Below are 24,748 nucleotides of genomic sequence, written 5' to 3'. Positions count from 1 at the left end.
AGCGCAAAGCGAAATCTAAACGGTTTGCGCTAAGCGATAAGGACTAGTCAGCTTGCTGAGCTGCTGCAGCAACAAGCTCAGAAACAGCCCCACATCTGTGACAATGCCCACCGACTCCACCGAGCCGCGATCGCTCAGCTTCGTCACGACTGCCGGGTTGATATCGACACAGACCATCTTGACGCCCGCTGGCGTCATATTGCCGACGCCGATGGAATGCAGCATTGAGGACAGCATCAGAATCATATCCGCGCCTTCAATCAGCCGCGCATAGTCAGCCTGCGCCTCCAATAGATCCATTTTGGTGTCGGGCAGGGGGCCGTCGTCTCGGATGGAGCCAGCCAGCGAAAAAGGAACGCTATGCCTGACGCATTCGTAAAACACGCCGCTGGTAATCATGCCCTGCTCAACGGCTTGGGCAATGCTACCGGCTCGCCGCACGCTGTTGATCGCCTTGAGATGATGCCGATGCCCGCCTCGCACCGAGATGCCCCGCTTCATATCCATCCCCAGCGAGGTGCCCATCATCGACTGCTCAATGTCATGCACCGCAATCGCATTGCCGCCCAGCAGCGCCTGCACATAGCCATCTCGGATTAGCTGCGCCAAGTGATCGGCCCCGCCTGTGTGGATCACCACCGGGCCGCCCACCACGACCACCTTGCCGCCCCGGTCGCGGATTTGGCGCAGCTCCCAGGCAATCTGCTCGACTAGCAGCTCCACCCGGCGCTCGCTCGAAACGCCTGACCCCATGAAGCTAAACTCCTTGTCAGCAGCCCGCAGATCGCGCGACTCAGCTTTGCGGACGGTGCGAATCCCCTCAACGCCGACAATAATTTTTTCGCCCTGCTTCAGGTCGCGCAGCAGCCGGCATTCGGCAGTCGCGCCGCTAGGAGAATGTGCCACCACAATCGCGCCATCCATCCGCTGATTCTGCACCCGCACCCACTCGCAGTTGACCCGCACCTCGGTCGGATAGATCGTGGTGACGTAAAAATCATCTGGCGCTACGCCGTCCTGCAGCACTTCGGCCAGCGGATTGTCGCAAACTTCTTGCGGACGCGGCACGGCTCCTAGATCGATCAGCTGCACCATGATTTCTTCCATGACGCTGTGCGAGGGAGCAGTCACGCGGATCTCGGCGTTGGAGGTGCTTTGCTTCTGCTCGCCCAAACTGAAGTTGAGCACCTGGAAGCTGCCGCCGCCCTCGGTGATAATATCCAGCGCCCGGTTGATCAGGCCCGAATCGAGCAGATGTCCGGCCATTTGAATGGTGCGGCTCTCAACGGTGGCGGCGGCGCTATGCAGAGGCTGGATCGGCTCAGTGGTGCGGAGCGTCAGGCATTTGGCAGCCCCGCCCGCTTTGAGAAACTCAGTCAAAGGCGTTTCTAGCACCTGGAATCCGGCGGCGCCCAGACGCTGCTTCAGGTCATCGCTGGCCTGATTCATAATAATAATCTGGTTAATATTCACCGCATTGCAGGCAAAGTTCGCCGCATCGACTTCCCCCACGGCGATCCGCTTTTGCTCCGGCACGCGCATCTCGATCAGGCGGTTGGAGTAAGCGTCAAAGGCGGGCGGATAGTAGAGCAAATAGCCGTCCAGCAGCGGGCAAAAGCAGGTATCCAGGTGATAAAACCGCTCGTCCATCAGCCGCAGCGACAGCACTTCGATATCCAGCCATTTAGCCAGATAGGGATGCGAGTCTAGCTCCGAGCGAAAGCCATAGCCCGCCCAGAGCCAGCGCCCTTCGCGATCTAGCAGCGCATCTCCAGCTCCCTCAAACGGCAGATCTTTGGGCAAGACATGCACCGTGAAGCCGTTCTGCTCAAACCAGGCTTGGAAAAACGGCTCCTCACCCTGCCGCTCTTTGTGATAGAACCGGCTCAGCACTACGGTATTGTCCAGCAGCAGTCCGGCATTGGCCGTGAATACCATGTCGGGCACGCCCAGCTCTGGCTTCACCAGATCGACAATCGCATGGTCTTTGATCAGGTGAAAGAGTCCCTGCCATTGCTCAGCCGCTCGCTCGCGAGAAGACTTGTGAACGTTACCCTCCATCCAGGGGTTAATCACATAGTCTACGTCATAGTGATCGGGCGGGCACATTAGAAAACGAATTGCATCTGTACTCATAATCAGTCAAGTAAGGTGAAAATTGTAGAAATCGGCTGAAGTTGCTAGCGTCATATTGCTTCATATTGCTATAGCTATTCAGAGCCGTAGCTGCCATTGCAGTTAAAACAAGTTAAAACAGTTGACAAACCTCAGATCTTATCTTATTACGCCATAGAAAGGCATCGCTAGCACCCAGCCTCAGGGAACCCTGACGACCCAGCTCGCTAGTTTAACCTGGTAGCCTAGAGAAGCAAGGCAACCCCAGCGTGAGATGAAAATTTGGCAGGTTGATTTCTATCGCCGTCCGCTGCAAGATGCTGAGGGCCATCCGGTGTGGGAACTGGTCGCCTGCGAGCCGGACGACAGCCCCGCTTTCGCGGCCCAAGCCTACTGTCCGCAGTCGGAAGTCAGCGCGGATTGGCTCACCCAAGCCCTGCAGGTCTTTGCGGCAGAAGCAGGTGGGCTGCCCCAGCAGATCCAGATCTTTCGGCCTCAGTGCCTCAGTTTGCTAGAAACTGCCTGCCTGCCGCTCCAGATCACCGTCGAGCCGAACCGCGATCTGCCTGAGCTGAAGCAGATTTTGCAAGAGCGCGCTGCCCAATATCCCGCGCTGCCCAACTACAGCCTGCCCCCGCTCGGCCAGCCTTATAGCCCGACCGCCCTCGATCAGCCGCCGCCCTTGCCCCTACCCGAAAACCTCTGGGGCGAGCGCTGGCAGTTCGCCGCCCTGCCTGCGAGTGAGCTGATTCCAGCCTTTCAGAATCGCCCCATTCCTGTCCTAGAAATGCCGGCCTCGCGGTCGCCGCTGGCCCTGAAGCTGCCCTCTGACCTGCCCATTCCCGGCGTGATTATTGAGGCCGGACGGCGGGCCATGACCCTGACGCGCTGGCTGCAGCAGACCAAGCCCTACGCGCTCAGCGCCATGGCCGGCGAGCCAGACGGCCTGATCCTCGAAGCCGGACTGGTGGATCGCTGGGTGCTAACCACCTTTAGCGATCCAGAAGTGAGCGATGCGGGCCGCAGCTTCCAGAGTCGGCAGCAGGCGGCGCTTGGCCTGCATTTTCTGCTGGTGCAGCCCGATGATTCTGGCATGACCTACAGCGGATTTTGGCTGCTGCGGGCCGAGCCGACCTGATAGAATGACCTCGCAAGCTTCAGCGAGAGATGAGTCATGCCAGAGGTCGAATCGGGCGTCAAAATTGGAGTGATGGGCGGCAGCGGCCTGTACAAAATGGATGCCCTCCAGGATATAGAGGAGCTGCAAATCGACACGCCGTTTGGTTCGCCTTCTGACAAGCTGATTTTGGGCAGTCTGGAGGGCAGCCGCATCGCTTTCTTGGCTCGCCATGGCCGCCATCACAGCCTGCTGCCCAACGAAGTGCCCTACCGCGCCAATATCTACGCGATGAAGAGTCTGGGCGTCGAATATCTGCTGTCGGCTTCGGCGGTGGGCTCGCTCAAGGCCGAGGCGCGACCGCTCGATATGGTGATCCCCGATCAGTTCATTGACCGCACCAAAGACCGCGCGGCTACGTTTTTTGGCGAAGGCTTGGTGGCTCACATTACCTTTGGCGATCCAGTTTGCCCTAATCTAGCGGCTGTTTTGGGCGATGCGATTGAAAGCCTGAATCTGCCGGATATCAGGCTGCACCGGGGCGGTGCCTATATCTGCATGGAAGGCCCCGCCTTTTCCACCAAAGCCGAATCGCAGCTCTACCGCAGCTGGGGCGCGACGGTGATTGGCATGACCAACCTGACGGAAGCAAAGCTGGCTCGCGAAGCTGAAATCGCCTATGCCTCGCTGTCGCTGGTGACAGACTACGACTGCTGGCACCCGGATCACGATAGCGTCACGGTAGAGATGATCGTCCAGAACCTGACCAAAAATGCCGTCAACGCCCAGCGCGTCGTGCAGGAAACCGTGCGGCGGCTCGTGGCGCAGCCGCCTCAGTCGGAAGCGCATTCAGCGTTAAAGTATGCAATTATCACGCCGCTGGATCAGGCTCCGGCAGCAACAAAAGCCAAGCTGCAGCTGCTGCTCAACAAGTATCTCTAGGCCGCTCTGCAGCAGACCTTGGGGGAACAGCAGCTCAATTTTGCTCGCAAATCTATCTAAAATTCTGCCTACAATGATCATGTTCGCAGAGCCTTACCCTGGCTAACTCCTTCGCACAGGCCAACCGGATATCTATGGTGCTCAAAGCGGTTTTGTTTGACTTCAACGGGGTAATCATCAACGACGAGCCGCTGCACAGCAAGCTATTGGAGCAGATCCTGATTGAAGAAAACCTGCGCCCCAACCCCAGCGAGTTTCGCGAGCTTTGTCTAGGACGCAGCGACCGGGCTTGCCTCCGAGATCTGCTGGCTCGCCGAGGCCGGGTTGTCACCGACGAATATTTAGATAAGCTGGTTGCCAAAAAGTCACAGGCCTATTTGCAGCAGATTGCGGCCATTGAGCAACTGCCGAGCTATGCTGGCCTGGATGACTTGATTTTCCAGCTCAGGGCAGCCCAGATCGTCATGGCGGTGGTCAGCGGCGCAGTCCGCAGCGAAATTGAGCTGGTGCTGCAGCGGCTAGCGCTGACCGAATGTTTTACAGCAATTGTGGCCGGCGACGAGATACAGCAGAGCAAGCCGGCCCCCGATGGCTATTTGCTGGCCTTGGAGCGGCTGAATCAGCATGACCCGTCTTTACAGCTTCAGCCTGCCGACTGTCTGGTGATTGAAGATAGCTTTGCCGGAATTGCTGCGGCCAAGGCAGCTGGTATGCAGGTGGTGGGAGTCGCCAATTCCTACCCGTTTCACATGATGCAGCGGCTGGCGAACTGGGCGGTAGACTATCTCTGTGATCTGGAGCTAGAGCGCGTCCAGCAGATTTTTGCGGGCGAGAAGTCGCTGGTGCAGAGCACAGAGGGCTAATCCAGTCGGCTGGAGCATGCATCGGCGCGAGTTCAGCCTGGTTTGAGATCTCAGGGCTGAGCCTGCTGGATCAGCTGAATAATTTCGGCGTTGCCCTGCTGCTGAGCCACCGTCAGCAGATTGCGGCCATCTGCAGGCTTGACCTGCGCGCCAGACTGCAGCAGCAGCTTCACTATCGCCGGATTGTTGGCCTGGATCGCAAATTCTAACGGCGTCAGACCGGAGGCCATCCGATTTGGATCTGCGCCTCGCTTCAGCAAGAGCTGCACAATGTCGGTTTGACCGGCGGCAATTGCCTCAATCACAGGCCGAAAACCGTCCTCTGAGACAAAATCGACAGCCGCACCTCGCTCTAGCAAGAGCTGCACAATGTCGGTGTAGCCCAGCGTCGCCGCACTAGCCAGAGCATAGCCGCTGTAGAGATTGCCCGCGTTGGGGTCTGCGCCTTGCTCCAACGCCACTCTGACATCAGCCAAACGGCCTGCTGTCACCGCATCTAGCAGTGACTGATCGACCGTTGACATCTCTGCTAGATAGATCTGCGCTGAATTCCTCGGCGTCAGATTGACTGGAGTTAGCGGAACTAACTTTGCCCCAACAGGTATCATAGCTTGAGCTAACTGACCCGTCGCTAATTCCGTCGCTACTTGAGAGGTCGCCAATGCAGAAGACAGCACTCTAGGGGGCTGGGCTTCAACAGCATAGTCTTGCTGATCTGAGGCGGCCATATTGGCGGCAAGCAACAAGAACAGCCCAAGCCGATGCAGCAGAGGAACAACAGAGAAAGGCATAGAACAAACAGGGTGAACAGAGCCTCAGCTTCTAGTTCATCGCAAAACTTCAAGTTTGTGTCCCTCCCTCATCAAAACTTTAAAAAGCTGCCCCAGTCACTCTGGGTCAATTTCCGCAGAGTTTCTCAGTTGAGCAACCGGATGATCAGTCCAGAAAGTGGCAGCTAGAACCTGAATCGGGAGTTGATCTGAAGTTTGAAAGTTTGGATTTGAAAGTTTGGAACTGACTAAATCGCCTTTCGTCAAGAATGTGATATTTTTGTGAGCGTTGTGTTTTTGTCACCGCTGTATTTTTATCCTCACAGGGTTTAACCCTCGTTGGCCCTACCGCATCAGCTCTAATCTTTAGTATCGATGCAGGAATGACTCGCTTGAAGAAACTCTCTCCTCAAAATCGCTGGCAAAATCGTTGGCCGCTGCCTCACCTGCTCTGGGTAAGCGGGCTGTGGCTGATTGCACTCCCGGCGCTGGCTCAGGCTCCCTCTGAAGCGGTGCCCAGCGCTCAAGATTTGCTGGCTCCAGTCGCGCCGGCTGTGGAGCCGCAGCCTGCCGAAGCGCCTCCGCTCGAATCAGTCGCGCCGCCTGCTCCGCCCAAATCAGTTGATTTAGAGCTATCGAGTCCCGGCCAAACCGAAGCCAGTCCCGCTAATCCGCCGTTGATTAGCCCCAACCTGGTTGAGCAGGCGCAGTCTAGCTTTGGGTCTAGCCTTGGTCAGTCTAGCCTTGAACAATCTGCCACCAACCGCTTCATCGACTCAACGCCCTATTCGCTGGGCGCCACCGACAACCCCAGCGTTGTGCTGTCTGAGCGCTCCACCGGCTGTGAAACCGTGGTGCAGCCCGGCCAAGCTGCGCCCAGCAGTATCTGCGGCAGCAGCGGAGCAGCTCCAAGCTGGAATGCGGCCGCTGACGGCGGGGGCAGCGGCGAGATGAGTCTGGGCGTCGTCTACGGCGGGCGAGTCACGCCTTCGGGCAAAGATTTCTACAATTTGACCCTGCGACCCGCCGCCAAGATCAGCAGTGCGGCAATCAACTTCCTGTTCCCGCTCTCCATTCCGGCAGCCATCACCTCCGCTTTCGGCTGGCGCGTTCATCCTGTGATGGGCGAAAGTCGGTTCCATACCGGCACTGACTTGGGCGCCCCCGAAGGAACGCCGGTCTTGGCCGCATTCGCCGGAAAAGTGGCCGTAGCTGACTTCATGGGTGGCTATGGTCTCACGGTTGTGCTGCAGCACCAGAACGGCAGCGAAGAAACCCTCTATGGCCATATGTCTGAGATTTTTGTCAAGCCGGGTGAGACGGTGAAGCAAGGAGAGGTAATTGGGCGCGTTGGCAGTACTGGACTCTCGACCGGGCCGCACCTGCATTTTGAATTCCGCAAGCAGACGCCCAGCGGCTGGGTGGTGATGGATGCAGGCGGCGCGATTGACTCAGCCCTGAACCAGTTTGTCAGCGCTCTGAAGCTGGGCATTGCCTATCCGCCTCAGCTGGCCCTGATTCGCTCGGCGAGCTTTACCAAAGCGCTGGAGATGGCCGAGGCTCAAGAACCCAGCGCCGTCCCCAAAAGCCTGCCAAAAAACCTGCCGGAAAGCGCCCCACCTGAGCGATAAACCTGAGCTGCTCTATAACTTACTGGAGCTTCTTGATAAAATGGGGTCAGCCGCTCAGCTACAGGAAAACTACAGGTAAAACTACAGGTAATCTGCCGCCATGACCGCCACCACGCTCGCTAGCTGGATTCTAGGCCCTCTGCTGGGGATCTTGATCTTCCTGTTCATCTTTCGGATTGTCCTCACCTGGTATCCTCAGGCAGACGGCAGCAAATTTCCGTTCAGCTTGGTTGTGCTGCCAACCGAGCCCTTTTTGGCTCCGCTCCGCCAGCTCGTGCCACCGTTCGGTGGCGTAGATATCACGCCGATCATCTGGGTGGGGATTTTTAGCTTTCTGCGCGAGATTCTGCTGGGCCAGCAGGGTTTGCTGACTATGCTGAACTATACGCCCTAGCGAGACTATACGCCCTAGCGAGTGAGCTTAGCTAATGCCCGCTGCCAGATTGGTTTTTGGGGTACTGCGGCAGGAATGACGGCGACAGGCTTCTCTTCGCCCAAGTAGCGGTAATGCTCCCAAATCTCCCAGTAAGGGCATCCGGGCTGAATCCGAAAGCCGGCCCAGTGCAGATATTGCAGCGGCTGGTTGTGGGTTGGGTCAACTAAAATATCGCCCTCGCGCCGAAACTGCGGGCTGCCAGCCCAGCTGCCGGGAGCGCCTTCAGGTCGCCGCACCAGATTCAGCCGCTTGGCAATGCGCTTCAGCACCATGTAGTTAATAATCGGCTGGTCAGAGGTTTTCTGCGAGAAGTCAAAATATTCTGGATGGGCAGCGCATTCGCGAAACACCTGATAGAGATCAGCTTCAGAAATCAGCCCTTTGTTTGCGCCCCAAAAGCCGCAGTTAAAAATCTCCTGACAGTCAGCCTCGCTGAATACGCCTGAGCTGATCACCTCAGGGCTAAACACGTTGCTGATGCCGCCTGCATGCTGGTAGTCAGCGCAGATAAAGTCATAGTCGGCCAGATAGTCCAGCGTCTGGATAATCGGCTCAAACACCACAATGTCGGTATCTAGGTAGAGAAACTGATCAAAGGGGCCAAACCAGCAGGCCTGTTTGCGAAACTGGTTGGGACGAGCAAAAAACTGCTCGCCAAAGGTCTGCTGCAGGCGGCAGGAGAGCCGCTCAATGAACTTCAGATCGGCATAGAGGGTGACGCTATAAGCTGACAAAGCGGCGGCGACAGCTTGGTATGAGTCATCGTATGGAATCAAAATGACCGGCGTTTCGGTATCGTAGGCGCGAATGCTCTTTAGTAGAGCTATAGCTTGATCAATCACGCGATCGTTAGCAGTAATATAAATTCCGCGCATGAAGATTGTTCTCCTAATGTTGTAAGACTGTTGTAAAACTAGAGCGAATTGAGCTTGGCCAGCTTCTTGACCAAACGCTGCCGGAAGCTAGGGGCGGCATTATATGGCTGACGCGCACCCCGCAAAACGGGCTGTGGCTGGTTGAGATAGCGGTAGTGCAGGAAAACATCGCGGTAGGGGAAATCCAGATTTTCTCCGGCGCAGAGGCGGCTGAATAGCTGGCTCGATAGACCAATATAGTGCAGATACATCAGGCGCTTGCCTCGGTCATAGAGCAGATGATCGCGCTGCTCAAAATGCGGCGAGGTGACAGAGTTACCTGTGCGCTCTGACGCCGGCAAGCTCAGCGCTAGATTGAGGCTGGTCAGCTCCGACCTCATCACCATGTAGTTTAAAACTGTCTGGTCGGGGGCCATTGGGTAGAGCAGTTCAGCCTCGCCAGCTTGTAAGCAGGTCAGCAGGTGGGCTCTCGCTTGAGCATCAAATAAACCGCGCTTGGCGGCATAGAATCCAGAGCAGAAAATTTCGGTCTGGAGTCGAGCTAGACCAAAGACCTGAGGCTGAGCAAGATTAGTTAAATCAATCTCATAGACATGGCTCAAATCTTTATGCTGAAAGTCGTATACAACCCAGTCATGCTGATTGAGTTCGGCAAAAACCACATCGACGGCATCGAGCAGCAGCGTATCGGCATCCATATACAGAAACCGCTCAAACGGCCCATCAAAGGCACAGAATCGGCGATGCGTGCCGACACGATGGTAGTCGTTAGGGGGAATGCCCCAGCGCTGACGGGCCGTAGGATGGAGATCCCAGACCTGCCGAGCAAACTGATCCCAGCGCGCTATAGAATCAGCGTCATCGTAAAGCTGGACTTGGGGGCGCTGCTGGATGGCCGCTGCAATTCGCTGAGTTTGCCGATCATAGGGATAGATGCAGACCGGCATAGACGGCCCATATCGACTCTCGATGCTGTTGAGCAGGGCAATCAGCTGATCGTAAACCTGGTCGTTAGCAAGTGTACAGATTCCGTTCATAGTGGCGTAGTTAGGCTGACAGGCTCTCGGCATTCTCGACAAATTCAGAGAGCCAGTTGAGCAGATTGAGCTTGCGCAAAATAATCTGTCGCGCTTCGGCAATTGCTGCTTTGGCGGCATACCAGGCGTCAGGCGTAGCCGTAATCTCGCGGATATAGGCAATGCCTTTTTCGTCCAGGCTGGGCAGTCTCAAGAAGCTTCCGGGCGGCAGCAGTCGATCAGCCGCTGCACCGCCGTAATAGATCGGCAAACACCAGCAAAGCAGCGCATCCCAAAGCTTTTCGCTGGCATACCAATCGTTATCGGCGTAGTTCTCAATCGCCAGGTTGTAGTAGTAGGGAGCCATGCCGTGCCATTTGTTTTCCAGTTCGCCCACTGCTCGCGTCAGGGGCGGCAGTCCGCGCCCAAATAGATCTAGCGCAACCGGCTCATCTTGCAGCCGCTGCAGGAAGGCTAGCCGCTGCCGATGGTTTGCAGTACGGCTGATGCCGGAGGTAATCCAGCTACAGGGCTTGACTTTATCAGGAATCTGGCCTTGATCTAGCTGCTCAAACGAGTTGGAAACATACCAGATGGCAGGCATATAGTCCGGGGTAGGCGCAGCGTCATCAGGGCCAGAAATATAGCCGCAGATTGGCTGAGCAGCCTCATAGTTCTGCTGATTTTTCTGCTGAATTTCTGGCAGCGGTGGTTCGCGCAGCAGGTAGATAGCTCGATGTTGAGGAATGCCCCGCAGTTCGGCAGCAGTTGGCCCAGTCAGGTTAGCCTGAGTCCCCAGCTTCTGCCGCAGCCGAGCCCAGGCAGACTGCGGCAGATGAGGCTGAAAATCATACTGATACATCAGCAGCCAGTCAGGATGCGGCGCGTTCTTCAGAATCTGGATGTTTTTCCAGACGCCAAAGGGTTCAGGGGTTTGCTTCCAGAGCCAGTCTGCTTGCGAAAGCCCGCTGTAGGACGAGATCATTCCAACTATCTGTTTGTCCATGAGTGAGCGGCACCGATAGAGAAGAATTTGCAATCATATTTTGAAGTCATCTGTAGAATGCCCGCAAATTGCTGAATCTATCCCAGCTAGAGCGCCTGCATCGTGGTACAACCTGTAGAGGCGCTTATAAAATCCGGGTTACCCTATGACCCCATCTGAGATCACCACCTCGCTCACGGCGCTGTTTGAGAACGCTGTGCAGGTGAACGAACCAGAGTCTTGGCAGGTCGAAGGCGAGGCGTTTCGTCTGCTGGTGCTGCTGTCAGAAGATCAGTCCTGGCTACGGGCGCTGGTGACCATTGCTCCGGCCCAAGAAGCCGCGCCGTTTTTTCAGCAGCTGCTAGAAGCCAATTTTGACGAAACCCAAGAGCTGCGCTACGCCCTGTTTCAAGGTCTGCTTTGGGGCATATTTCAGCATCGCTCCGCCAGCCTGGAAGCCGAGGATTTTCAGCAGGCCATCTTGCGCCTGATTGAGCTGCACCAGCGGGGTCTCAATGACTGCTTCAACAAGCTGGCCGAAACTCAAATTCGCCAGATCGTGCAGGCTGCCAAGCTGCAGGGACAGTCGCTAGAAGCCACAATGCAGACGCTGGAGCGGTTCTATGAAGAGGGAGTCATGGGCGACCTCAATTCTGGCTCCCAGTCGCGCAGCGAGGTTTTGGCTGCCTGGCGCTATCAGCTAGAGCGGCTGTGGAGCGAGGCTGTGGACTGAGCGTAATGAGAGCTCATCTGCCTAGCTTCTCACAGGATATTTCAGGATATTTCTGAGGCCAGCCGATTTTTTAAGCGGGTGATGGGACTCGAACCCACGACGTTCAGCTTGGGAAGCTGACATTCTACCACTGAATTACACCCGCATTACACCCACAGCTCTTGTGCATCCAAGCATAGCGCATTTCTGCGAGATTCGCGGAGGCCAAATCTGGTCAAACTCGCTAGGATCTAGGTCTGAGCTAGTTCATGCAAGTCATTTTCAAAACTAGGGCCAAAACTAGGGCAGTAGCAAAATTAAGGCTAGCGGCTTGGGCATTTTAACTGCAACAGAGCTGCGAGCCCAGCTCAAATTTTGCTCACCCCTGCTCTCAATCCTGAATCTTCTGCAACAAGCGAGACACCAGAATGTTTAACGCCACCGAACTGCTGATTGATGACTTTGTAGAGAAGCTCAAGCAGGGCTACCGTCGCACCTACGGAGCCTGGAAACATGACTATGAAGACATTATTGGCTGGGTCGGGTCAATGGCGCTGGAAAATATTGCCAACAGCGATGCCCTCTACCACAACGTAGAGCATACGATTTTAGTGACGCTGGTTGGACAGGAGCTGCTGCGCGGACGGCATATCCGTGAGGGTGGCGTTTCCTGCGAAGACTGGCTGCATTTTATTATTTCGCTGGTCTGCCATGATATTGGCTATGTGAAGGGCGTTTGTAAAGATGACCGTGAGGGCTGGTATGCCACAGGGCAGGGCCAGGACATGGTGCATCTGGACGCCAGCTCCACGGACGCCAGCCTGACGCCCTATCACGTTGATCGGGCCAAGCTATTTGTCGATGAGCGGTTTGGCGGGCATCATCTGATTGACTCTGAGCGGATCAAAGTGAACATTGAGCTCACCCGTTTCCCGGTGCCCAACAAAGAAGATCACCAAGATACCACTCACTATCCTGGCCTGATTCGCGCTTCAGATCTGATTGGTCAGCTCAGCGATCCGCGCTATCTCAAGAAAATTAGCGCCCTGTTTTACGAATTCAAAGAAACTGGCGTCAGCGATATCTTAGGCTATCGGCATCCTGGCGACCTGCGTAAAAACTATCCCAAATTCTACTGGAACGGCGTTTATCCCTACGTCAAGGATGCGCTGAAATATCTAGAGCTAACCCAGCAAGGCAAGCAGGTGATAGCCAACCTGTACTCAAATGTGTTCGTAGTGGAACATGAGCCCTTTAGCCCAGAGCTCATGGTGGTCGAGCGGGCAGCCTTGAGCTAGCAGAGCTGCAAATTCTCCAGCTTCGCCGCATCGTTCAGCTTGAGACGAGATTTTTGGATGAATTTTTTGTGAAGTAAAACCAGCTGAACCTGCAAATGTGAAGAGCTGACAAATTTTTGAAAAACCAATGCTCTTCTCCCCTGAGAGCCGGCACGGGGAGCTGAATGTTGCGATACTCTGTTGAAGGTTCAAGTCTGATGGGCAACCTGATTTTGACGAGACTCAGCCCCTGAATCTCGCCTTGCTTCATGTCCAGCCCTACAGTCTAGGTTTTATTGTGAATTCCCTCCGCCCACTGACCCTTTCCATTTCCAGCCTGCTGCTAGGAACCCTGCTTGTCTTACCTGCTACTGCACCCGCCAGCGCAATCGACCCAAGTTCACCCAATCTCCAGCTTGCTCAGGCTCAGCAGATCCCGGTTGTGGGCGTGGTCAAAAGCCAGGAGAACGCGCATCAGTGGCAAACGATCATCGATCGACTAGATGCCAGCGGCCTGCCCTACTACGTGATTGACTGGCGCGACGTTCTGCCTGCCGCTGACTTTGGCGAGGTGACGGTGCTGTTCTTGCCAAATCTAGAAAGCATTTCTGCAGAGCAGCTTTTGGGGCTGCAGGCCTGGCTGAATCGCGGCGGTGGCCTGATTGTCAGCGGTGCGGTGGGCAGTCAGTCTTCGGCGGGAGTACAGAACGCGCTGCGGTCGCTGCTCGGAGCTTACTGGGCGGCTGATCAATCGCAGCCTCAGTCGGTGCTGCCGCTACAGCTGGCAAGTCAGCGCTGGGCGCGTGGGGCCGATGCAGGCAGTACGGCGATTGGCGGCCTGCTGGTGCCTACCAGTTTGGCCAGTCAGCTCGTAGCGGTCTGGAATCAGACTGAGCCCTCCAGCGATGGAGCTAGCGCTGCGGTGGTGGTGACGCAAAAAACCACTTTTTTGGGCTGGCGCTGGGGAGATGAGACAGCCAGCCTGAGCGACTTTGATCAAAGCTGGCTGCGGGCTGCGGTGAGTCGGTTCGGCAACCTGCCGCCCCTGCTGGCAGCACCAGTCAGTCGGACAGCGAGATCTAGGGCGACTGCACCAGTTGCCACTTTAGATTCACCAGCGACACCGCAGCCCGCAGCTCAGCCAGTGACTCAGCCAGTGACTCAGCCAGTGACTGAGCCCGCAGCCGATCTGCCTCAGCCCCTGAGTCGGCCTCTGAGTTGGCCCGCGCTACCGACAAGACCTGTGCAGTCGCTGCCCTCAGCTCAAACTAGCAGCGTGAGTCAAGATCCAGCAGAGCAGATCACGCCGGCAGATCTGGACTTGCATAGCCCTCGCATGACGCTGTATGAAGCTGGCCTCATGCAGCAGGAGCTAGAAAACCTGATTGGCCGCTATGAGAGCGCTGTAATTCTGGCAAGTTCGCGGGACGGGTCGCAGGCCCGATCTTCTGCTGGCGCTGCTGGACAGGTCATCCCAATTCGCGCTATCAACCCGGCTGAGGCTACCCTCAACGACGCGGTTTTGACCGAAGCACGGCAGGGCTACAGCAGCTTTGCGGCGGCCATGAGCCAGCATAACTACCCGCAGGCGCGGCAGCAGTGGTTGGCAACCCGCCAGCTATTGTGGAACAACTTTCCGCTCGATCGGCCGCTGTCTCAGCCGGAAGTCCGCGCCATCTGGCTGGATCGCGGCACGATTGTGCAGGCGGGTTCGCGACAGGGGCTGGCGCAGCTATTTGATCGGCTGGCCGCTGCAGGCATTAACACCGTGTTTTTTGAAACGGTGAACGCTGGCTACCCGATCTATCCCAGCCAGGTTGCGCCGGCCCAAAACCCGCTGACGCGCGGCTGGGATCCGCTGGCTGAGGCGGTCGATTTGGCCCATCAGCGCCAGATGGAGCTCCATGCCTGGGTCTGGACGTTTGCGGCAGGCAACCAGACGCACAACCTGATTTTGAATCAGCCGGCCAGCTATCCAGGGCCAGTTTTAGCGGCTCATCCCGACTGGGCCAATTTCGACAGCCGGGGTTCGCTGATTCCGCCGGGACAGACCAAGCCATTTCTAGACCCAGCCAACCCGCAGGTGCGGCAATATCTGCTCAGCCTGTACGAGGAAATTGTCAGCCGCTATGACGTAGATGGCTTGCAGCTAGACTATATCCGCTACCCGTTCCAAGATCCGCGAGCTGGCGGCCATACCTACGGCTATGGCACCGCTGCAAGGCAGCAGTTTCAGCAGCAGACTGGGGTTGACCCGATCACGCTCTCGCCGACCAGCCCAGCCCAGCAGCAGCTCTGGCAGCAGTGGACAGCCTTTCGGACTGAGCAGGTCAGCTCATTTGTAGCGGAGACTTCTGAGCGCCTGCACCAGCTCAGGCCGGATTTAATTCTCTCAGCGGCTGTGTTTGCCCTGCCTGAACGCCGCCGTCTCAGCGAAATTCAGCAGAACTGGGAGCGCTGGGCGCAGCAGGGCGATCTGGATATGATTGTGCTGATGAGCTACGCGGGCGATACCAACAGCCTGCAGCGGCTCACCAGTCCCTGGCTTTCAGAGCAGGCAAATCTGGGAGCGGCCTTGGTCTTACCCGGCATTCGCCTGCTCAACCTGTCGGATGCCACGGTGGTCGATCAGGTGCAGGCCCTGCGCGATTCGCCCTCAGGTGGGTTTGCGCTGTTTGCAGCCGAGAATCTGGATGGACAGCTACAGCAGATTTTTCAACAGATGCAGGGGAGCGCTGCGGCTGATCCCATTCCCTACCGCGATCCGTTTGCCACTGCCGCTGGCCGCTATGGGCTGCTGATGCAGCAGTGGAGCTGGCTGATTGACCAGGGTGAGATGCAGCTGCGAGGCTCGCAGGCTCAAACCTGGCAGAGCAAAACAGCCGAGCTAGATCAGGCGCTCCAGACGCTGGCTCAATCACCTTCTGAAGCTAATCTGCGTCAGGCTGCAGCGCTGTTAACGAGCTTTCAAGGGCAGTTCAAGAGCTGGATCGAGCTGCCAACTTTGAACGCTGACTATCGCATCCGCACCTGGCAAAATCAGCTGGCAACGATTGATAAGCTGCTGAACTATGGCGATCAGGTGGTGCTGGTGCGGCGGGCGGGCTCCCGAACTGCAGGCCGCTAGCGCTCACGCCTGAGCCCTAGGCGGCAGCAGCGCCAGATGAGCACGACGAATTCAGAGCATTTAGCGCATTTAGTGCGGTAGTCATCTCCCAGAATGAGCTTTAGGGCGGAATCTAGCTCGCTGAGTCTCTGGGCAGCAAATTCGCGGGTTTTACAGAACCTTCTATAAAATAGGCGGGTGAGGGCATCCTACTCCCAGTAAAATCCTATCCTCTGCGGTGCAGCAGCATGACTGACTTTTCTGACTCGTTGAGTGCATCAGCCTCGCTGGATCTGGCTCACGCCCAGCACGAAGCCAAGCTACAGATCTCGCTGCATGCGGGCCTCACCGCCCTCAAACAGCGAGACTATCCCAAAGCCATTGCCGAACTGAGCGACTGCGAAGCCAGCCTGGATGCCGCCACCCGCTTAAAAGCCCAAATGGGGCTGATTAAAGCCTACGCCCGCACGAAGCAGGTGCAGGCCGCCGCCCTTCTCGCCCAGCCCCTCTGCGATCACTCCAACCCGCAAGTCCGGCATTGGGCAGAGCAGACTCTCGCCGAGCTGACCGCCCCCGACTCGACCGCCCCCAATCTGGACACCTCCGACCCGCCGCCCAGCTCTGACGACGTAACCGGCTTTGTGCCGCTCCCCGAGCCGCCCTCCGCCTCCAGCCTCCAGCCCTCCCCCCCACCGCCATCCACTAAAACTCGCCCTACCACTCAACCCGCCGCAGAAACTGCGCTACTGCCCCGCTCGCCCGCCGCTGCCATTCGGACTCAAAAATGGAACTCGCTGGGCAAAGTTGATGCCTCTGGCCTCTGGGCGCTGCAGGCAGGCTCGCTGGTGCTGCTGTTCTGGATGAGCAAAACGCTGCTGAGCTGGGCGTTTGGGCTGTGGAACGAGTTTTCAATTGCGGTCAGCAACTTAATCAACACGCCGCGTTTGATTCTGCCGGTAGAAATTGGCCTGCCGCTGCTGCTGCTCTTGCTAGGGCTGGCCGCAGCTTCACCCTGGCTGCTGCATCTGATCTTGCGACAGGCTTACGGCTTGCAGCCGCTTAACTCGCAGCTTGAGAGCAGTCCAGAAAGCCTGCGCCTGCTGCGGCGGTTCTGCAATCAGCAGCGCCTGCCTCTGCCTGAGCTGGGACTCTTGCCCACCGCCGCGCCGATGATTTTCAGCTATGGCTATTTGCCGCGCCGCGCCCGGATTGCCGTCAGTCAGGGGCTGTTGGATCAGCTCAACGAAGACGAGACGGCGACGCTGTTTGCGGTGGAGCTAGCGCATATTCGCTACTGGGATTTTGGGACGCTCTCAGCCATCACTCTGATTGCTCAGCTTCCTTATCTGGTTTACTGGCAGGTCGCCAACTGGGGCGATCAACAAAAAAATCCAGTTTTTAGAGGACTTGCCGTGGTCGTTTCTTCGGCGGGATACGGCCTGTTTCGGCTGCTGCGACTGCCGGGGCTGTGGCTGTCGCGGGTGCGGCTCTATTACAGCGACCGCTTGGCCTGCGACTTGACGGGCAACCCCAACGGGCTGGCGCGCGCCTTGCTAAAAGTTGCCTCAGGCACAGCACAGCAGATGCAGCAGCAAACCGATCCGCTGCTGGAAGGCTTTGAGCTGCTGGCGCCGGTGGGCTTTCATAGCGCGCTGCCCAGCAGTCTCTATCAGGGCGATGCGGCGCTGTTTGACTGGGACTGCCACAGCCCGTACCGTCGCTGGCTGCAGCTCAACAACAGCCATCCGCCCTTGGGCGAGCGCTTGGCGCTGCTGATGCAGTACGCGCAGCGGTGGCGCTTGCCGCCTGAAGTTGAGTTGCGCCAGCCCAGCCGCCCTAAGCCGCAGCTAAATCGGCTGGTGCTACAGGCTGCGCCGGTTTTTGGCGTTTTGTTTGGGGCGCTCTCGTCGCTGTTGCTCTGGGCGGTGGGGCGGCTGGCGACTCAGCTCCGCTGGTTTGAGCTGTCCTGGCTGGCTACTGAGCAGTCGGTGTTTTGGGCTTGCTGTCTGCTGGGGTTTGGCATTGGTTTGTTTGTGCGGATCAATCCCTTTTACCCGGATATTAAACGTGCCAATCTGGTTGATTTTGATCTGCCGCAGCTCTTGAGCGACCCGGATCGGCTGCCGCTTGACAGTCTGCCGGTGCAGGTGCAGGGCAAGCTGGTGGGGCAGACAAGCCTGCAAAACTGGCTCTACCGCGACCTGATGCTGCAAACCTCCAGCGGCCTGATTCGGCTGCACTACACCAGCAAGCTGGGCTGGCTGAGCGACCTGTTGCCGCAAGCCCAGCGTCCAACCGCGCTGATTGGCCGGACGGTGACGGTGACGGGCTGGTTTCGGCGGGGTGCAACGCCCTGGATTGACGTGGATAAGATTCAGGTGCAGAAAGGCCGCAGCCTGCTGAGCCATCACCCGATTTGGTCTACGGCTCTGGCGGCGGCGGCGGTGCTGCTGGCGGTTTATTTAATTTTACGCGGCGGCGGTTGAGTTATCTATTGTCTTTGCACCGCTGACGCTTGGCCTAACATTGATGCTGAAACTTAACCCGATTCCCTACCTGCTAGCGCTGGCGACAGTAACCAACATTGGCTCAATCGTAACCATCAGTGGTAATCCTCAAAATATCTTGATTGGCTCTTTTTCGCAAATTGCCTATCTAGACGTTGCACTAGTGCTGACTTCAGTGGCGTTGATGATTAATCATTTAAATTATTCTGCTCTGGGTGTTTTATTTGTCTTAGTTTGCATCAAGCCAATTCATTCGTTCTTGAGTGTAGCGCTCGCCAGCCGTGAGACCTACAGGAGCAAGCTTACTCAACCGATTTAGGTCCTCAGTGCTGAAAACGATCTCACTTGCCTTTGCATTCTCTTCAAGGTAAGCAATTCGTTTTGTTCCAGGAATCGGAACGATATCACTACCTTGGTGGAGCAGCCACGCTAGCACAATTTGCCCAGCCGTTGCCCCTCTCGCTTCAGCAATTTCTTGGACTTGCTGAACCAATTTCATATTTTGATCAAAGTTATCTCCCTGAAATCGGGGATCGAGGCGGCGATAGTCATTTTCAAACGCTTCAGCCCGCTTGATTCGCCCCGTTAAAAACCCCCGTCCCAGCGGACAATAGGGAACAAAACCAATTCCCAATTCCTGCAACGTCGGCAGAATCTCAGTTTCGACTCCTCGTTCCCAGAGCGAATATTCAGACTGAAGCGCAGTGATTGGATGAACGGCGTGGGCGCGACGAATCGTCTCCGGACTTGCTTCCGAGAGTCCAAGATAGCGAACTTTTCCTTGTTGTACGAGTTCCGCCATCGCTGCAACCGTTTCTTCAATTGAGACAGTTTTATCGACGCGGTGCTGATAAAACAGATCGATATAGTCAACTCCTAATCGCCGCAGCGAGGCATCACAGACTTGGCGAACATTTTTAGGCGAGCTATCTAAGCCAGCAATCGCTCCGCTTTCGTCGATTTTGAAGCCAAATTTCGTTGCAATGACAACGCGATCGCGGTAGTTCCGAATTGCCCGCCCGACCAGATGTTCGTTATCGTTATACACCTCAGCTGTGTCAAAGAAAGTAATGCCAAGCTCAATTGCGCGGTAAATAGTTTGAACGGCTTCCGATTCATCTCGATTTTCATACGCTGAACTCATGCCCATACAGCCAAGCCCCAGCGCTGAAACGCTCAATCCTTCCCCAAGGGTGCGAGTTTTCATCTCTTTTCCTCATCTATTGCCTGACTCAACTCATTGCTTTCGCGTCTCGTTCTGCAAAAACTTCTTTTGCAGCAAAAATTCCGTTCAAAGCAGCCGGAAATCCAGCATAGACTGCCATCTGAATGATCACTTCTACCACTTCTTCGCGAGTGCAACCAACATTTAATGCGCCGTGAATATGGACTTTGAGCTGCGGTTGAGCATTGCCCATTGCCGTCAGTGCAGCAACGGTAGCGATTTCCCTAGATTTTAGATCTAGTCCTGGGCGTGAGTAAATATCTCCAAACGGAAATTCAATGATGTATTGTGCTAAATCAGGAGCAATTCCCTTTAAGCTTTCAATCACCTGTTCGCCAGCATACCCATCCACTTCTGCAAGTTTTTGCCATCCTCGTTGATAACGGTCAGTGGCTGCTTTCTGTAAGTGAACTCGTGTCATATTGTCCCTCCAATTCTTGATAATGCTGAATTTTCTCTTGAATGACCTTTAGGTTCTGAGTTAGTTCGTCAATCTGCTGATGTACCCGCTGTTGATGGATTTCAAGCAGTTGCCGTCGTTGAGTCAGGGTGCAACCACCTCGTCTTCGTAACTCAGCAAACTGCTGCATCTCTCGAATGGGCATTCCAGTCGCCCGCAGTCGAATCAAAAAATTAATCCAGGCAATGTCTTGACTGGAATAGCGACGATGACCGCTTGAAGCCCTTTCGATCGGAGCAACCAGACCAATTCGTTCGTAGTAGCGTAAAGTGTACATACTCAGTTGAGTGATTCCTGCAACCTGTTGGATTGACAGTTCCGTGTCCATGTCTCTTACCATAAAACTTAGAGTGTACTCTAAGTCAATAGCATAATTCAAACTTTAGGCTGGTAGGGTTTAGCCGCATGGTAATTGAGCTAAAAGCCACACAAAAATCTGGGATTGAGCGCAGCCGAAACTCTATCTCAAGCAATGTGATAGCGCACCAGAATCCGAATCACTTCTCCGGCAATCGGAGAGGGCAAGGCCGGACTCCACTCGCTAGCTTCAGCAAAACCCAGCAGGTGCAGCTGATGCACGACGCGATTGACGCCATTGGGCAGGCCACAGACCAAGATCCGAATCGGCTGCTTGCCGGAGGGCGCGTCGGGGATTGGAGCCTGTAGAAGCTCTGGAATGGTTGTTTCGAGTTTTGCCGATCTGGTTTCTGGTTCAGTTTTCGACGTTATCATAAGCATCTCCCGTGCAAGCGGTGAAGGACGGTTGCCCTGATGTTTTCCAGACGCAGGGGCAACCGTTTTTGGATTGGGCTCAATTTACATCTGCTGTAGAGGGCTTGTCAACCGCTACGGGTTATTTCAGTACTGTAACGGCTTGTTTTAACTCGTGACATGAGTAGAAAGTGATAACATCTGCCATGCAAAACGCCGCTGAAGCTGGGCATCAAAGCAGTGATTCACTGGAGACTCGCAGTTGTAATGGCTGAACGCAACATCAGCAATAAGGAGCTGGCCGCAGCTATGGGAATACATCCTCATTCTGTCTCTAGGCTTAAAACTCGGCGGCGGCTGACGCGGATTGATGAAACAACCTTGAGTGCCCTCTGCAAAGCCCTCAAATGCCAACCCGGAGATTTGATGCGGTACGAGGAAGGTTCCTAACGATTTAGATTACAGTTGTGCAAGAGTTTGAAGGTCTGCATAATCTGAAGTGTCGTTTGTAATCAAGATCAAATCATTGACAGTGAAAATCGCTGCAATAGTGATTTGCCGAAGCTTCCCCTAGTGACCAGCAGGTGATCAAACTCGTCAGCCGACAGAATGACCGCAGCCCGTTTTCCTTGCCGGGCGATTTCAAGAGTTCCCTGCTCTGCGGTGTCAATCAGCTAGGTCAACTGAACTTGTGCCTGAGCAATGGAACATTGGGATTGGTCATGCAGGACAGCGATATGAGGGGATTGCTCGATTATAAAAGAACCGTCATCACGCATCACCAGAAAAATTCCTAGCGTCTCAGATTTTCAATATCCGTAAATCCAGTTAATCAGGCTGAAGTATTCTGGAGAAACAAGCGGCAGCCGAGATATGAGCTTTTCTATAGAAACTGTGATCAACCAGTTCTGGCTGCTAGCAATTTTGGTCAATGCGGTTAATGCCCTAATCTGGTGGTTCAGGGCACAGCCTCATATTCAAAATAACTCAGCGCTGCGAGTCGGTTACACCAAACTCATTCGCGGATTTTTTCTAGGCACAACTGCGCCTTGGCTGGTGATGGGACTTGGCATGACAGCAGGCGGGATTGCCAATATTGCAGACTACTGGGTGCTCCAGACCAAAAATCCATTTGTGGTCGCCTGGTGGATCTCGATTTGGACAGTCATCCTGCTGCTCAGCTATTGGATTTGGTTTCGAGGCGGAGCAGAAAGCTTGATCAAATATCCAGGTCTGCTGAGCGGCAGCCCCAACAGCCCGCAAGCCATCAAACGGATGTGGCTTCTAGCGGTGATGGGCAGCGTAATTGCAGTCGGAGTCGCGTTTTTTTTGAAACCTAGCTAATCGCTTCCATCAGCCAGATCAAACGGCTGATCTGAGAAAAAGCTGCTGTCTAGAATCTGCTTAACTGAGTAAAGGCACTCAGATGGCAACGCCTGCTTCAGCTTCCCGACTGCCAAGCGCGGTAAGAAATTTGGTCTTTCCACAGCAAGAGCGAATTTCTGCCGTGATTGCAGGCTATCTTGAAGGAGACTGACTGGCAGACAGGGTCATTTCATCCTAAATAATAGCTTGATTGTGCTGAGGCCAAAGCCAACAAGCCGTTGAGCTTGAGCCATATTCTCAAAACCATTGTCGCGATACAAATTCAGGGCAAAGTTGCGGGCAATTGCCCAACTCTGTATCAACGGTGAGGTTCGGATGCGCGAAGCATCTTCTCCTTGCGTCACATCCCGGACGTGATGCACCTTGTTCTCCACGCCCTAGTAGCCGCCAATCCGCTCAGCAAAAGCTGCTGCACTCTCGATAAATGAAGCCGCGTAGCAACGAGTTTCGCGGCTCTCTTCGATGACATTAGCCCGATAGACTTGGCGTTCTGATTCAACTCGCATCACGCTTTGTAGTCCTGGAAACTCAGGAATGTTGTCCAACAGATGCGTGATGCTAACAGCCCGTTTCTCAATGCGACCCTGCCCTTTATTGATCTGGTGGACAGTCTGCTGAGGCTGAAAGTGGGTTTCCACTGCTTTGAGTAAGCCTGATTGGTTGCCCTTGAGCGCACCCAAATAATCTTTACCACTCTCAATGATGCTCTGTGCCGTTTTTTTGGCTGCTTATGGCATCAAAGGCAAAGACGACGCCCCTGAGCGCCATCTGTTCAATCAAAGCAGGCAGAGCGGTGATTTCATTGGTTTTCGCGTTGACCTCATAGGGTTCTAGAATCAGTCCCCGCTCCACGATGTAGGCCGTTACTAGCATAATGGCTGGATGAGACGCTAGGGTTGGATTATCACGGCTAGCTTCATAGGAGCCGCGCAGGACTTTGCCGTCGGTGGCAATGGTTTCGCCTGCTAGAGGCTGAATGCCGAAGAATCGAGAGAGCCGAGCTGAATAGTCCCGGTAATCTAGTCGCAGGAGCGCCCGTCGAATCGTACTGTAAGAGGGGAGTCGGTTTTTTTGGGGGTTCAAAGAGTAAGAGCAACTCATCGTCATAGGCATTGAGCCAGTCTCCGATGGCCAAAAAGCCTCGGTTACCTGCGGCGACTGCCAGGGTGAAGAGGGCCAGACAGAGTGCCTGCTGGTGACGTTGTCCGGCTGTGCGACGGGTATCACAGAGGTCGGCAAAGGCATCGACAATCGCAAGTTGAGGCATCGGGGGTCAGGGTTTGAGAGATAGCCTAACTACCATATCGGTTCCTCAATTGGATTGAAATAGCCCTGCTCTAAATCGTAGAGCGTTACTTTGTCTGCCGCAATCGTTCGTATCATTTTAGCTATTTTTCTGCACCTGGATCTAGTTCTATGTTAGAGGATTTGGAAGTCCCAAAACCTAGAATTGGCAAAAGCTTCAGTCTCTCATTGAGATAGCTTGTATTAATCACGAAGTTCAAGTGCATTGCAAAAGCTATTCAGGCGACTCAGCAAAGCATTGTAGTAGAGGTAGGCATCATCTCGTTCATCTTGAAGACGGGCGTACAGAGTTAGTTCTGGTTCTGCGGCTAGATGATCTTGAGGAAAATCTAAGCCTGCTTCGGCTAGGCGCGTTGCTGCGATTGCGATTAACAATGACCCAACTGTATTTGTTCTACCATGAGCAAGATCATTTAGTCCGGGCAGAATCAGCTCTGCTCCTGGCAACTCATTCAAATTCATGACTGTCCCTCTTCTGAGTTACTTTCGCAATCTTCAATGAATTTTTCAACTCTGCTTCTCAGCAAATCAGGATTAAGAGAGGGGAATCGGATCAATTCGGGTACAATGGCTTCAAAGCTATCCCGCAGTTGTTCTAAGGAAAATAATTTCTGTGTATACATAGCTTCCACATCTTTGATATCGCGGTCAAAATTCCTGGATAGCTTAGAGAGCGCTTGGGCTGTGAAGTCATAATGATAAAACGAGATTTGACCGTATTTACCAATGAAGATGCTCCTATCACGCCAGCCCGGAAGTGGGGGTAAGAAATCCTGCGGGGAAGCGAGTTCGATGTTGATATTTAATTCTTGTTTGGTTTTGGCAATTGCCTGAAAGATGCCTAGGGGTTCAGGATCTAGACGAATATCAATATCAACTGTGGAATTCCGCCACCCAATCAGTAGGGCACTAGCACCACCCGTAAAATAAATGCAGCCTGCACCCTGAGCTTCTCGACCCAAGACTTGCATCAATCGTTCTATCTTCTGAGGGTCAACGTGCGGGTGCATATTCGGCACATAGATAGCAGATTTGCTCTAGTTGTCTTCGCTCATACGGAGTCCATAGCTCTATCATAACTCGGTAGCAGGATTTGAAAAAGAGCGCATAGATTCACGACCTGTATCCTGACTTAAGACTGAAGCCACCAGAGCATTGCAACTGGCCGATAGCTTTTCAACTACGTCATAGTGTTCCGATTGAGCGGCGGCAACCAACCTCGAACTCAACGCTAGAGACTTTCAAACGTCCGCTGCATTTAAATTATGGGGAGACGAGACCTAGAAAGGGGAGAGGAGACGACCCTCAG

Annotated in this window: 25 protein-coding genes, 1 tRNA gene and 2 pseudogenes; 12 read left to right on the top strand and 16 right to left on the bottom strand. The window is 54.9% G+C overall.

Going from position 1 to position 24,748, the window contains the following annotated elements:
* Positions 1 to 15 precede the first annotated feature (15 nt).
* Positions 16 to 2,136: a TIGR00300 family protein gene (locus VB797_RS23665; protein WP_323240195.1), complete on the bottom strand. Its 2,121-nt coding sequence runs from the start codon at positions 2,134 to 2,136 to the stop codon at positions 16 to 18.
* Positions 2,137 to 2,383: 247 nt separating this feature from the next.
* On the opposite strand from VB797_RS23665, the pseudogene VB797_RS23660 reads away from it, so the two are divergent.
* From VB797_RS23660 to VB797_RS23650, 3 genes and pseudogenes are all read left to right on the top strand, one after another.
* Positions 2,384 to 3,253, top strand: a pseudogene (locus VB797_RS23660) (Tab2/Atab2 family RNA-binding protein); the annotation flags it as partial.
* Positions 3,254 to 3,289: 36 nt separating this feature from the next.
* Entirely contained in the window at positions 3,290 to 4,174 is an 885-nt protein-coding gene (locus tag VB797_RS23655; RefSeq protein ID WP_323240193.1) for an S-methyl-5'-thioadenosine phosphorylase, read from the top strand.
* 134 nt (positions 4,175 to 4,308) lie between these two features.
* Complete coding sequence (locus VB797_RS23650) at positions 4,309 to 5,037, top strand: HAD family phosphatase (RefSeq protein WP_323240192.1); 729 nt, start codon at positions 4,309 to 4,311, stop codon at positions 5,035 to 5,037.
* A 50-nt stretch (positions 5,038 to 5,087) separates the two neighbouring features.
* Here the strand turns inward: VB797_RS23650 and VB797_RS23645 are convergent, their stop codons facing one another.
* On the bottom strand, positions 5,088 to 5,828 hold the full coding sequence (locus VB797_RS23645) for an ankyrin repeat domain-containing protein (protein ID WP_323240191.1): 741 nt from the start codon (positions 5,826 to 5,828) through the stop codon (positions 5,088 to 5,090).
* A 362-nt stretch (positions 5,829 to 6,190) separates the two neighbouring features.
* Between VB797_RS23645 and VB797_RS23640 the strand changes: the two genes are divergently transcribed.
* Both VB797_RS23640 and VB797_RS23635 read left to right on the top strand, forming a co-directional pair.
* On the top strand, positions 6,191 to 7,438 hold the full coding sequence (locus VB797_RS23640; RefSeq protein ID WP_323240190.1) for a M23 family metallopeptidase: 1,248 nt from the start codon (positions 6,191 to 6,193) through the stop codon (positions 7,436 to 7,438).
* Between the two features lie 100 nt (positions 7,439 to 7,538).
* The gene (locus VB797_RS23635; RefSeq protein WP_323240189.1) at positions 7,539 to 7,832 is read left to right on the top strand and encodes a YggT family protein; all 294 of its coding nucleotides are present in this window, start codon (positions 7,539 to 7,541) and stop codon (positions 7,830 to 7,832) included.
* Between the two features lie 14 nt (positions 7,833 to 7,846).
* Here the strand turns inward: VB797_RS23635 and VB797_RS23630 are convergent, their stop codons facing one another.
* The 3 genes from VB797_RS23630 to VB797_RS23620 are packed head-to-tail and all read right to left on the bottom strand — an operon-like array spanning position 7,847 to position 10,771.
* A complete protein-coding gene (locus VB797_RS23630; RefSeq protein WP_323240188.1) occupies positions 7,847 to 8,749 on the bottom strand; it encodes an Npun_R2821/Npun_R2822 family protein in 903 nt (300 codons plus the stop codon).
* Between the two features lie 38 nt (positions 8,750 to 8,787).
* On the bottom strand, positions 8,788 to 9,786 hold the full coding sequence (locus VB797_RS23625) for an Npun_R2821/Npun_R2822 family protein (RefSeq protein ID WP_323240187.1): 999 nt from the start codon (positions 9,784 to 9,786) through the stop codon (positions 8,788 to 8,790).
* 10 nt (positions 9,787 to 9,796) lie between these two features.
* On the bottom strand, positions 9,797 to 10,771 hold the full coding sequence (locus VB797_RS23620; protein ID WP_323240186.1) for a glycosyltransferase family 10 domain-containing protein: 975 nt from the start codon (positions 10,769 to 10,771) through the stop codon (positions 9,797 to 9,799).
* Positions 10,772 to 10,916: 145 nt separating this feature from the next.
* Between VB797_RS23620 and VB797_RS23615 the strand changes: the two genes are divergently transcribed.
* On the top strand, positions 10,917 to 11,483 hold the full coding sequence (locus VB797_RS23615) for a hypothetical protein (RefSeq protein ID WP_323240185.1): 567 nt from the start codon (positions 10,917 to 10,919) through the stop codon (positions 11,481 to 11,483).
* A gap of 73 nt (positions 11,484 to 11,556) precedes the next feature.
* On the opposite strand, the gene VB797_RS23610 is transcribed toward VB797_RS23615, so the two are convergent.
* Positions 11,557 to 11,628, bottom strand: a tRNA-Gly gene (locus VB797_RS23610).
* 262 nt (positions 11,629 to 11,890) lie between these two features.
* Here VB797_RS23610 and VB797_RS23605 point away from each other — a divergent pair.
* The 4 genes from VB797_RS23605 (at position 11,891) to VB797_RS35055 (ending at position 18,671) form a co-directional block, all read left to right on the top strand.
* On the top strand, positions 11,891 to 12,760 hold the full coding sequence (locus VB797_RS23605; RefSeq protein ID WP_323240184.1) for an Npun_R2479 family HD domain-containing metalloprotein: 870 nt from the start codon (positions 11,891 to 11,893) through the stop codon (positions 12,758 to 12,760).
* Positions 12,761 to 13,001: 241 nt separating this feature from the next.
* Positions 13,002 to 15,866 (top strand): family 10 glycosylhydrolase, encoded by a 2,865-nt coding sequence (locus VB797_RS23600; RefSeq protein WP_323240183.1) that lies wholly within the window; start codon positions 13,002 to 13,004, stop codon positions 15,864 to 15,866.
* Positions 15,867 to 16,093: 227 nt separating this feature from the next.
* Complete coding sequence (locus tag VB797_RS23595) at positions 16,094 to 18,331, top strand: M48 family metallopeptidase (protein WP_323240182.1); 2,238 nt, start codon at positions 16,094 to 16,096, stop codon at positions 18,329 to 18,331.
* Positions 18,332 to 18,374: 43 nt separating this feature from the next.
* The gene (locus tag VB797_RS35055; protein WP_416350917.1) at positions 18,375 to 18,671 is read left to right on the top strand and encodes an SLC13 family permease; all 297 of its coding nucleotides are present in this window, start codon (positions 18,375 to 18,377) and stop codon (positions 18,669 to 18,671) included.
* Here VB797_RS35055 and VB797_RS23585 read toward each other — a convergent pair.
* From VB797_RS23585 to VB797_RS23570, 4 genes are all read right to left on the bottom strand, one after another.
* Positions 18,582 to 19,559 carry an aldo/keto reductase gene (locus VB797_RS23585; RefSeq protein WP_323240181.1) on the bottom strand — a complete coding sequence of 326 codons (978 nt, stop codon included), beginning with the start codon at positions 19,557 to 19,559 and terminating at the stop codon, positions 18,582 to 18,584. The two genes, VB797_RS35055 and VB797_RS23585, sit on opposite strands and share 90 nt — an antisense overlap.
* A gap of 25 nt (positions 19,560 to 19,584) precedes the next feature.
* Complete coding sequence (locus tag VB797_RS23580) at positions 19,585 to 19,998, bottom strand: carboxymuconolactone decarboxylase family protein (protein WP_323240180.1); 414 nt, start codon at positions 19,996 to 19,998, stop codon at positions 19,585 to 19,587.
* Positions 19,964 to 20,365 carry a MerR family transcriptional regulator gene (locus VB797_RS23575; RefSeq protein WP_323240179.1) on the bottom strand — a complete coding sequence of 134 codons (402 nt, stop codon included), beginning with the start codon at positions 20,363 to 20,365 and terminating at the stop codon, positions 19,964 to 19,966. The genes VB797_RS23580 and VB797_RS23575 overlap by 35 nt, the downstream gene beginning before the upstream one ends.
* A gap of 137 nt (positions 20,366 to 20,502) precedes the next feature.
* A complete protein-coding gene (locus VB797_RS23570) occupies positions 20,503 to 20,769 on the bottom strand; it encodes a hypothetical protein (RefSeq protein ID WP_323240178.1) in 267 nt (88 codons plus the stop codon).
* A gap of 219 nt (positions 20,770 to 20,988) precedes the next feature.
* Between VB797_RS23570 and VB797_RS23565 the strand changes: the two genes are divergently transcribed.
* Positions 20,989 to 21,198 (top strand): helix-turn-helix transcriptional regulator, encoded by a 210-nt coding sequence (locus VB797_RS23565; protein ID WP_323240177.1) that lies wholly within the window; start codon positions 20,989 to 20,991, stop codon positions 21,196 to 21,198.
* A gap of 423 nt (positions 21,199 to 21,621) precedes the next feature.
* A complete protein-coding gene (locus VB797_RS23560; protein ID WP_323240176.1) occupies positions 21,622 to 22,092 on the top strand; it encodes a hypothetical protein in 471 nt (156 codons plus the stop codon).
* A gap of 206 nt (positions 22,093 to 22,298) precedes the next feature.
* Here the strand turns inward: VB797_RS23560 and VB797_RS23555 are convergent, their stop codons facing one another.
* The 6 genes and pseudogenes from VB797_RS23555 to VB797_RS23535 form a co-directional block, all read right to left on the bottom strand.
* Positions 22,299 to 22,508: a hypothetical protein gene (locus VB797_RS23555; RefSeq protein ID WP_323240175.1), complete on the bottom strand. Its 210-nt coding sequence runs from the start codon at positions 22,506 to 22,508 to the stop codon at positions 22,299 to 22,301.
* 3 nt (positions 22,509 to 22,511) lie between these two features.
* Positions 22,512 to 22,640 (bottom strand): hypothetical protein, encoded by a 129-nt coding sequence (locus VB797_RS23550; protein WP_323240174.1) that lies wholly within the window; start codon positions 22,638 to 22,640, stop codon positions 22,512 to 22,514.
* Between the two features lie 190 nt (positions 22,641 to 22,830).
* Complete coding sequence (locus VB797_RS23545; RefSeq protein WP_323240173.1) at positions 22,831 to 23,247, bottom strand: hypothetical protein; 417 nt, start codon at positions 23,245 to 23,247, stop codon at positions 22,831 to 22,833.
* A 16-nt stretch (positions 23,248 to 23,263) separates the two neighbouring features.
* A pseudogene (locus tag VB797_RS35050) lies at positions 23,264 to 23,401 on the bottom strand (hypothetical protein); the annotation flags it as partial.
* Between the two features lie 221 nt (positions 23,402 to 23,622).
* Positions 23,623 to 23,886, bottom strand: a complete 264-nt coding sequence (locus VB797_RS23540) for a hypothetical protein (protein ID WP_323240172.1) — start codon at positions 23,884 to 23,886, stop codon at positions 23,623 to 23,625.
* Between the two features lie 11 nt (positions 23,887 to 23,897).
* The gene (locus VB797_RS23535) at positions 23,898 to 24,449 is read right to left on the bottom strand and encodes a DUF6036 family nucleotidyltransferase (RefSeq protein ID WP_323240235.1); all 552 of its coding nucleotides are present in this window, start codon (positions 24,447 to 24,449) and stop codon (positions 23,898 to 23,900) included.
* Positions 24,450 to 24,748 lie beyond the last annotated feature (299 nt).

Origin of the sequence: Rivularia sp. UHCC 0363 (genome assembly GCF_034931125.1) — a bacterium.
Lineage (GTDB): Bacteria > Cyanobacteriota > Cyanobacteriia > Cyanobacteriales > Nostocaceae > Rivularia.
This window is presented reverse-complemented; position numbering and strand designations above follow the sequence as displayed.

Excerpts from the sequence above, each read along its gene's own strand:
- VB797_RS23665 (WP_323240195.1), bottom strand. The coding sequence starts at position 2,136 with ATGAGTACAGATGCAATTCGTTTTCTAATGTGCCCGCCCGATCACTAT.
- VB797_RS23655 (WP_323240193.1), top strand. The coding sequence starts at position 3,290 with ATGCCAGAGGTCGAATCGGGCGTCAAAATTGGAGTGATGGGCGGCAGC.
- VB797_RS23650 (WP_323240192.1), top strand. The coding sequence starts at position 4,309 with ATGGTGCTCAAAGCGGTTTTGTTTGACTTCAACGGGGTAATCATCAAC.
- VB797_RS23645 (WP_323240191.1), bottom strand. The coding sequence starts at position 5,828 with ATGCCTTTCTCTGTTGTTCCTCTGCTGCATCGGCTTGGGCTGTTCTTG.
- VB797_RS23640 (WP_323240190.1), top strand. The coding sequence starts at position 6,191 with ATGACTCGCTTGAAGAAACTCTCTCCTCAAAATCGCTGGCAAAATCGT.
- VB797_RS23635 (WP_323240189.1), top strand. The coding sequence starts at position 7,539 with ATGACCGCCACCACGCTCGCTAGCTGGATTCTAGGCCCTCTGCTGGGG.
- VB797_RS23630 (WP_323240188.1), bottom strand. The coding sequence starts at position 8,749 with ATGCGCGGAATTTATATTACTGCTAACGATCGCGTGATTGATCAAGCT.
- VB797_RS23625 (WP_323240187.1), bottom strand. The coding sequence starts at position 9,786 with ATGAACGGAATCTGTACACTTGCTAACGACCAGGTTTACGATCAGCTG.
- VB797_RS23620 (WP_323240186.1), bottom strand. The coding sequence starts at position 10,771 with ATGGACAAACAGATAGTTGGAATGATCTCGTCCTACAGCGGGCTTTCG.
- VB797_RS23615 (WP_323240185.1), top strand. The coding sequence starts at position 10,917 with ATGACCCCATCTGAGATCACCACCTCGCTCACGGCGCTGTTTGAGAAC.
- VB797_RS23605 (WP_323240184.1), top strand. The coding sequence starts at position 11,891 with ATGTTTAACGCCACCGAACTGCTGATTGATGACTTTGTAGAGAAGCTC.
- VB797_RS23595 (WP_323240182.1), top strand. The coding sequence starts at position 16,094 with ATGACTGACTTTTCTGACTCGTTGAGTGCATCAGCCTCGCTGGATCTG.
- VB797_RS35055 (WP_416350917.1), top strand. The coding sequence starts at position 18,375 with ATGCTGAAACTTAACCCGATTCCCTACCTGCTAGCGCTGGCGACAGTA.
- VB797_RS23585 (WP_323240181.1), bottom strand. The coding sequence starts at position 19,559 with ATGAAAACTCGCACCCTTGGGGAAGGATTGAGCGTTTCAGCGCTGGGG.
- VB797_RS23580 (WP_323240180.1), bottom strand. The coding sequence starts at position 19,998 with ATGACACGAGTTCACTTACAGAAAGCAGCCACTGACCGTTATCAACGA.
- VB797_RS23575 (WP_323240179.1), bottom strand. The coding sequence starts at position 20,365 with ATGGACACGGAACTGTCAATCCAACAGGTTGCAGGAATCACTCAACTG.
- VB797_RS23570 (WP_323240178.1), bottom strand. The coding sequence starts at position 20,769 with ATGATAACGTCGAAAACTGAACCAGAAACCAGATCGGCAAAACTCGAA.
- VB797_RS23560 (WP_323240176.1), top strand. The coding sequence starts at position 21,622 with ATGAGCTTTTCTATAGAAACTGTGATCAACCAGTTCTGGCTGCTAGCA.
- VB797_RS23550 (WP_323240174.1), bottom strand. The coding sequence starts at position 22,640 with ATGCGAGTTGAATCAGAACGCCAAGTCTATCGGGCTAATGTCATCGAA.
- VB797_RS23545 (WP_323240173.1), bottom strand. The coding sequence starts at position 23,247 with ATGCCTATGACGATGAGTTGCTCTTACTCTTTGAACCCCCAAAAAAAC.
- VB797_RS23535 (WP_323240235.1), bottom strand. The coding sequence starts at position 24,449 with ATGCACCCGCACGTTGACCCTCAGAAGATAGAACGATTGATGCAAGTC.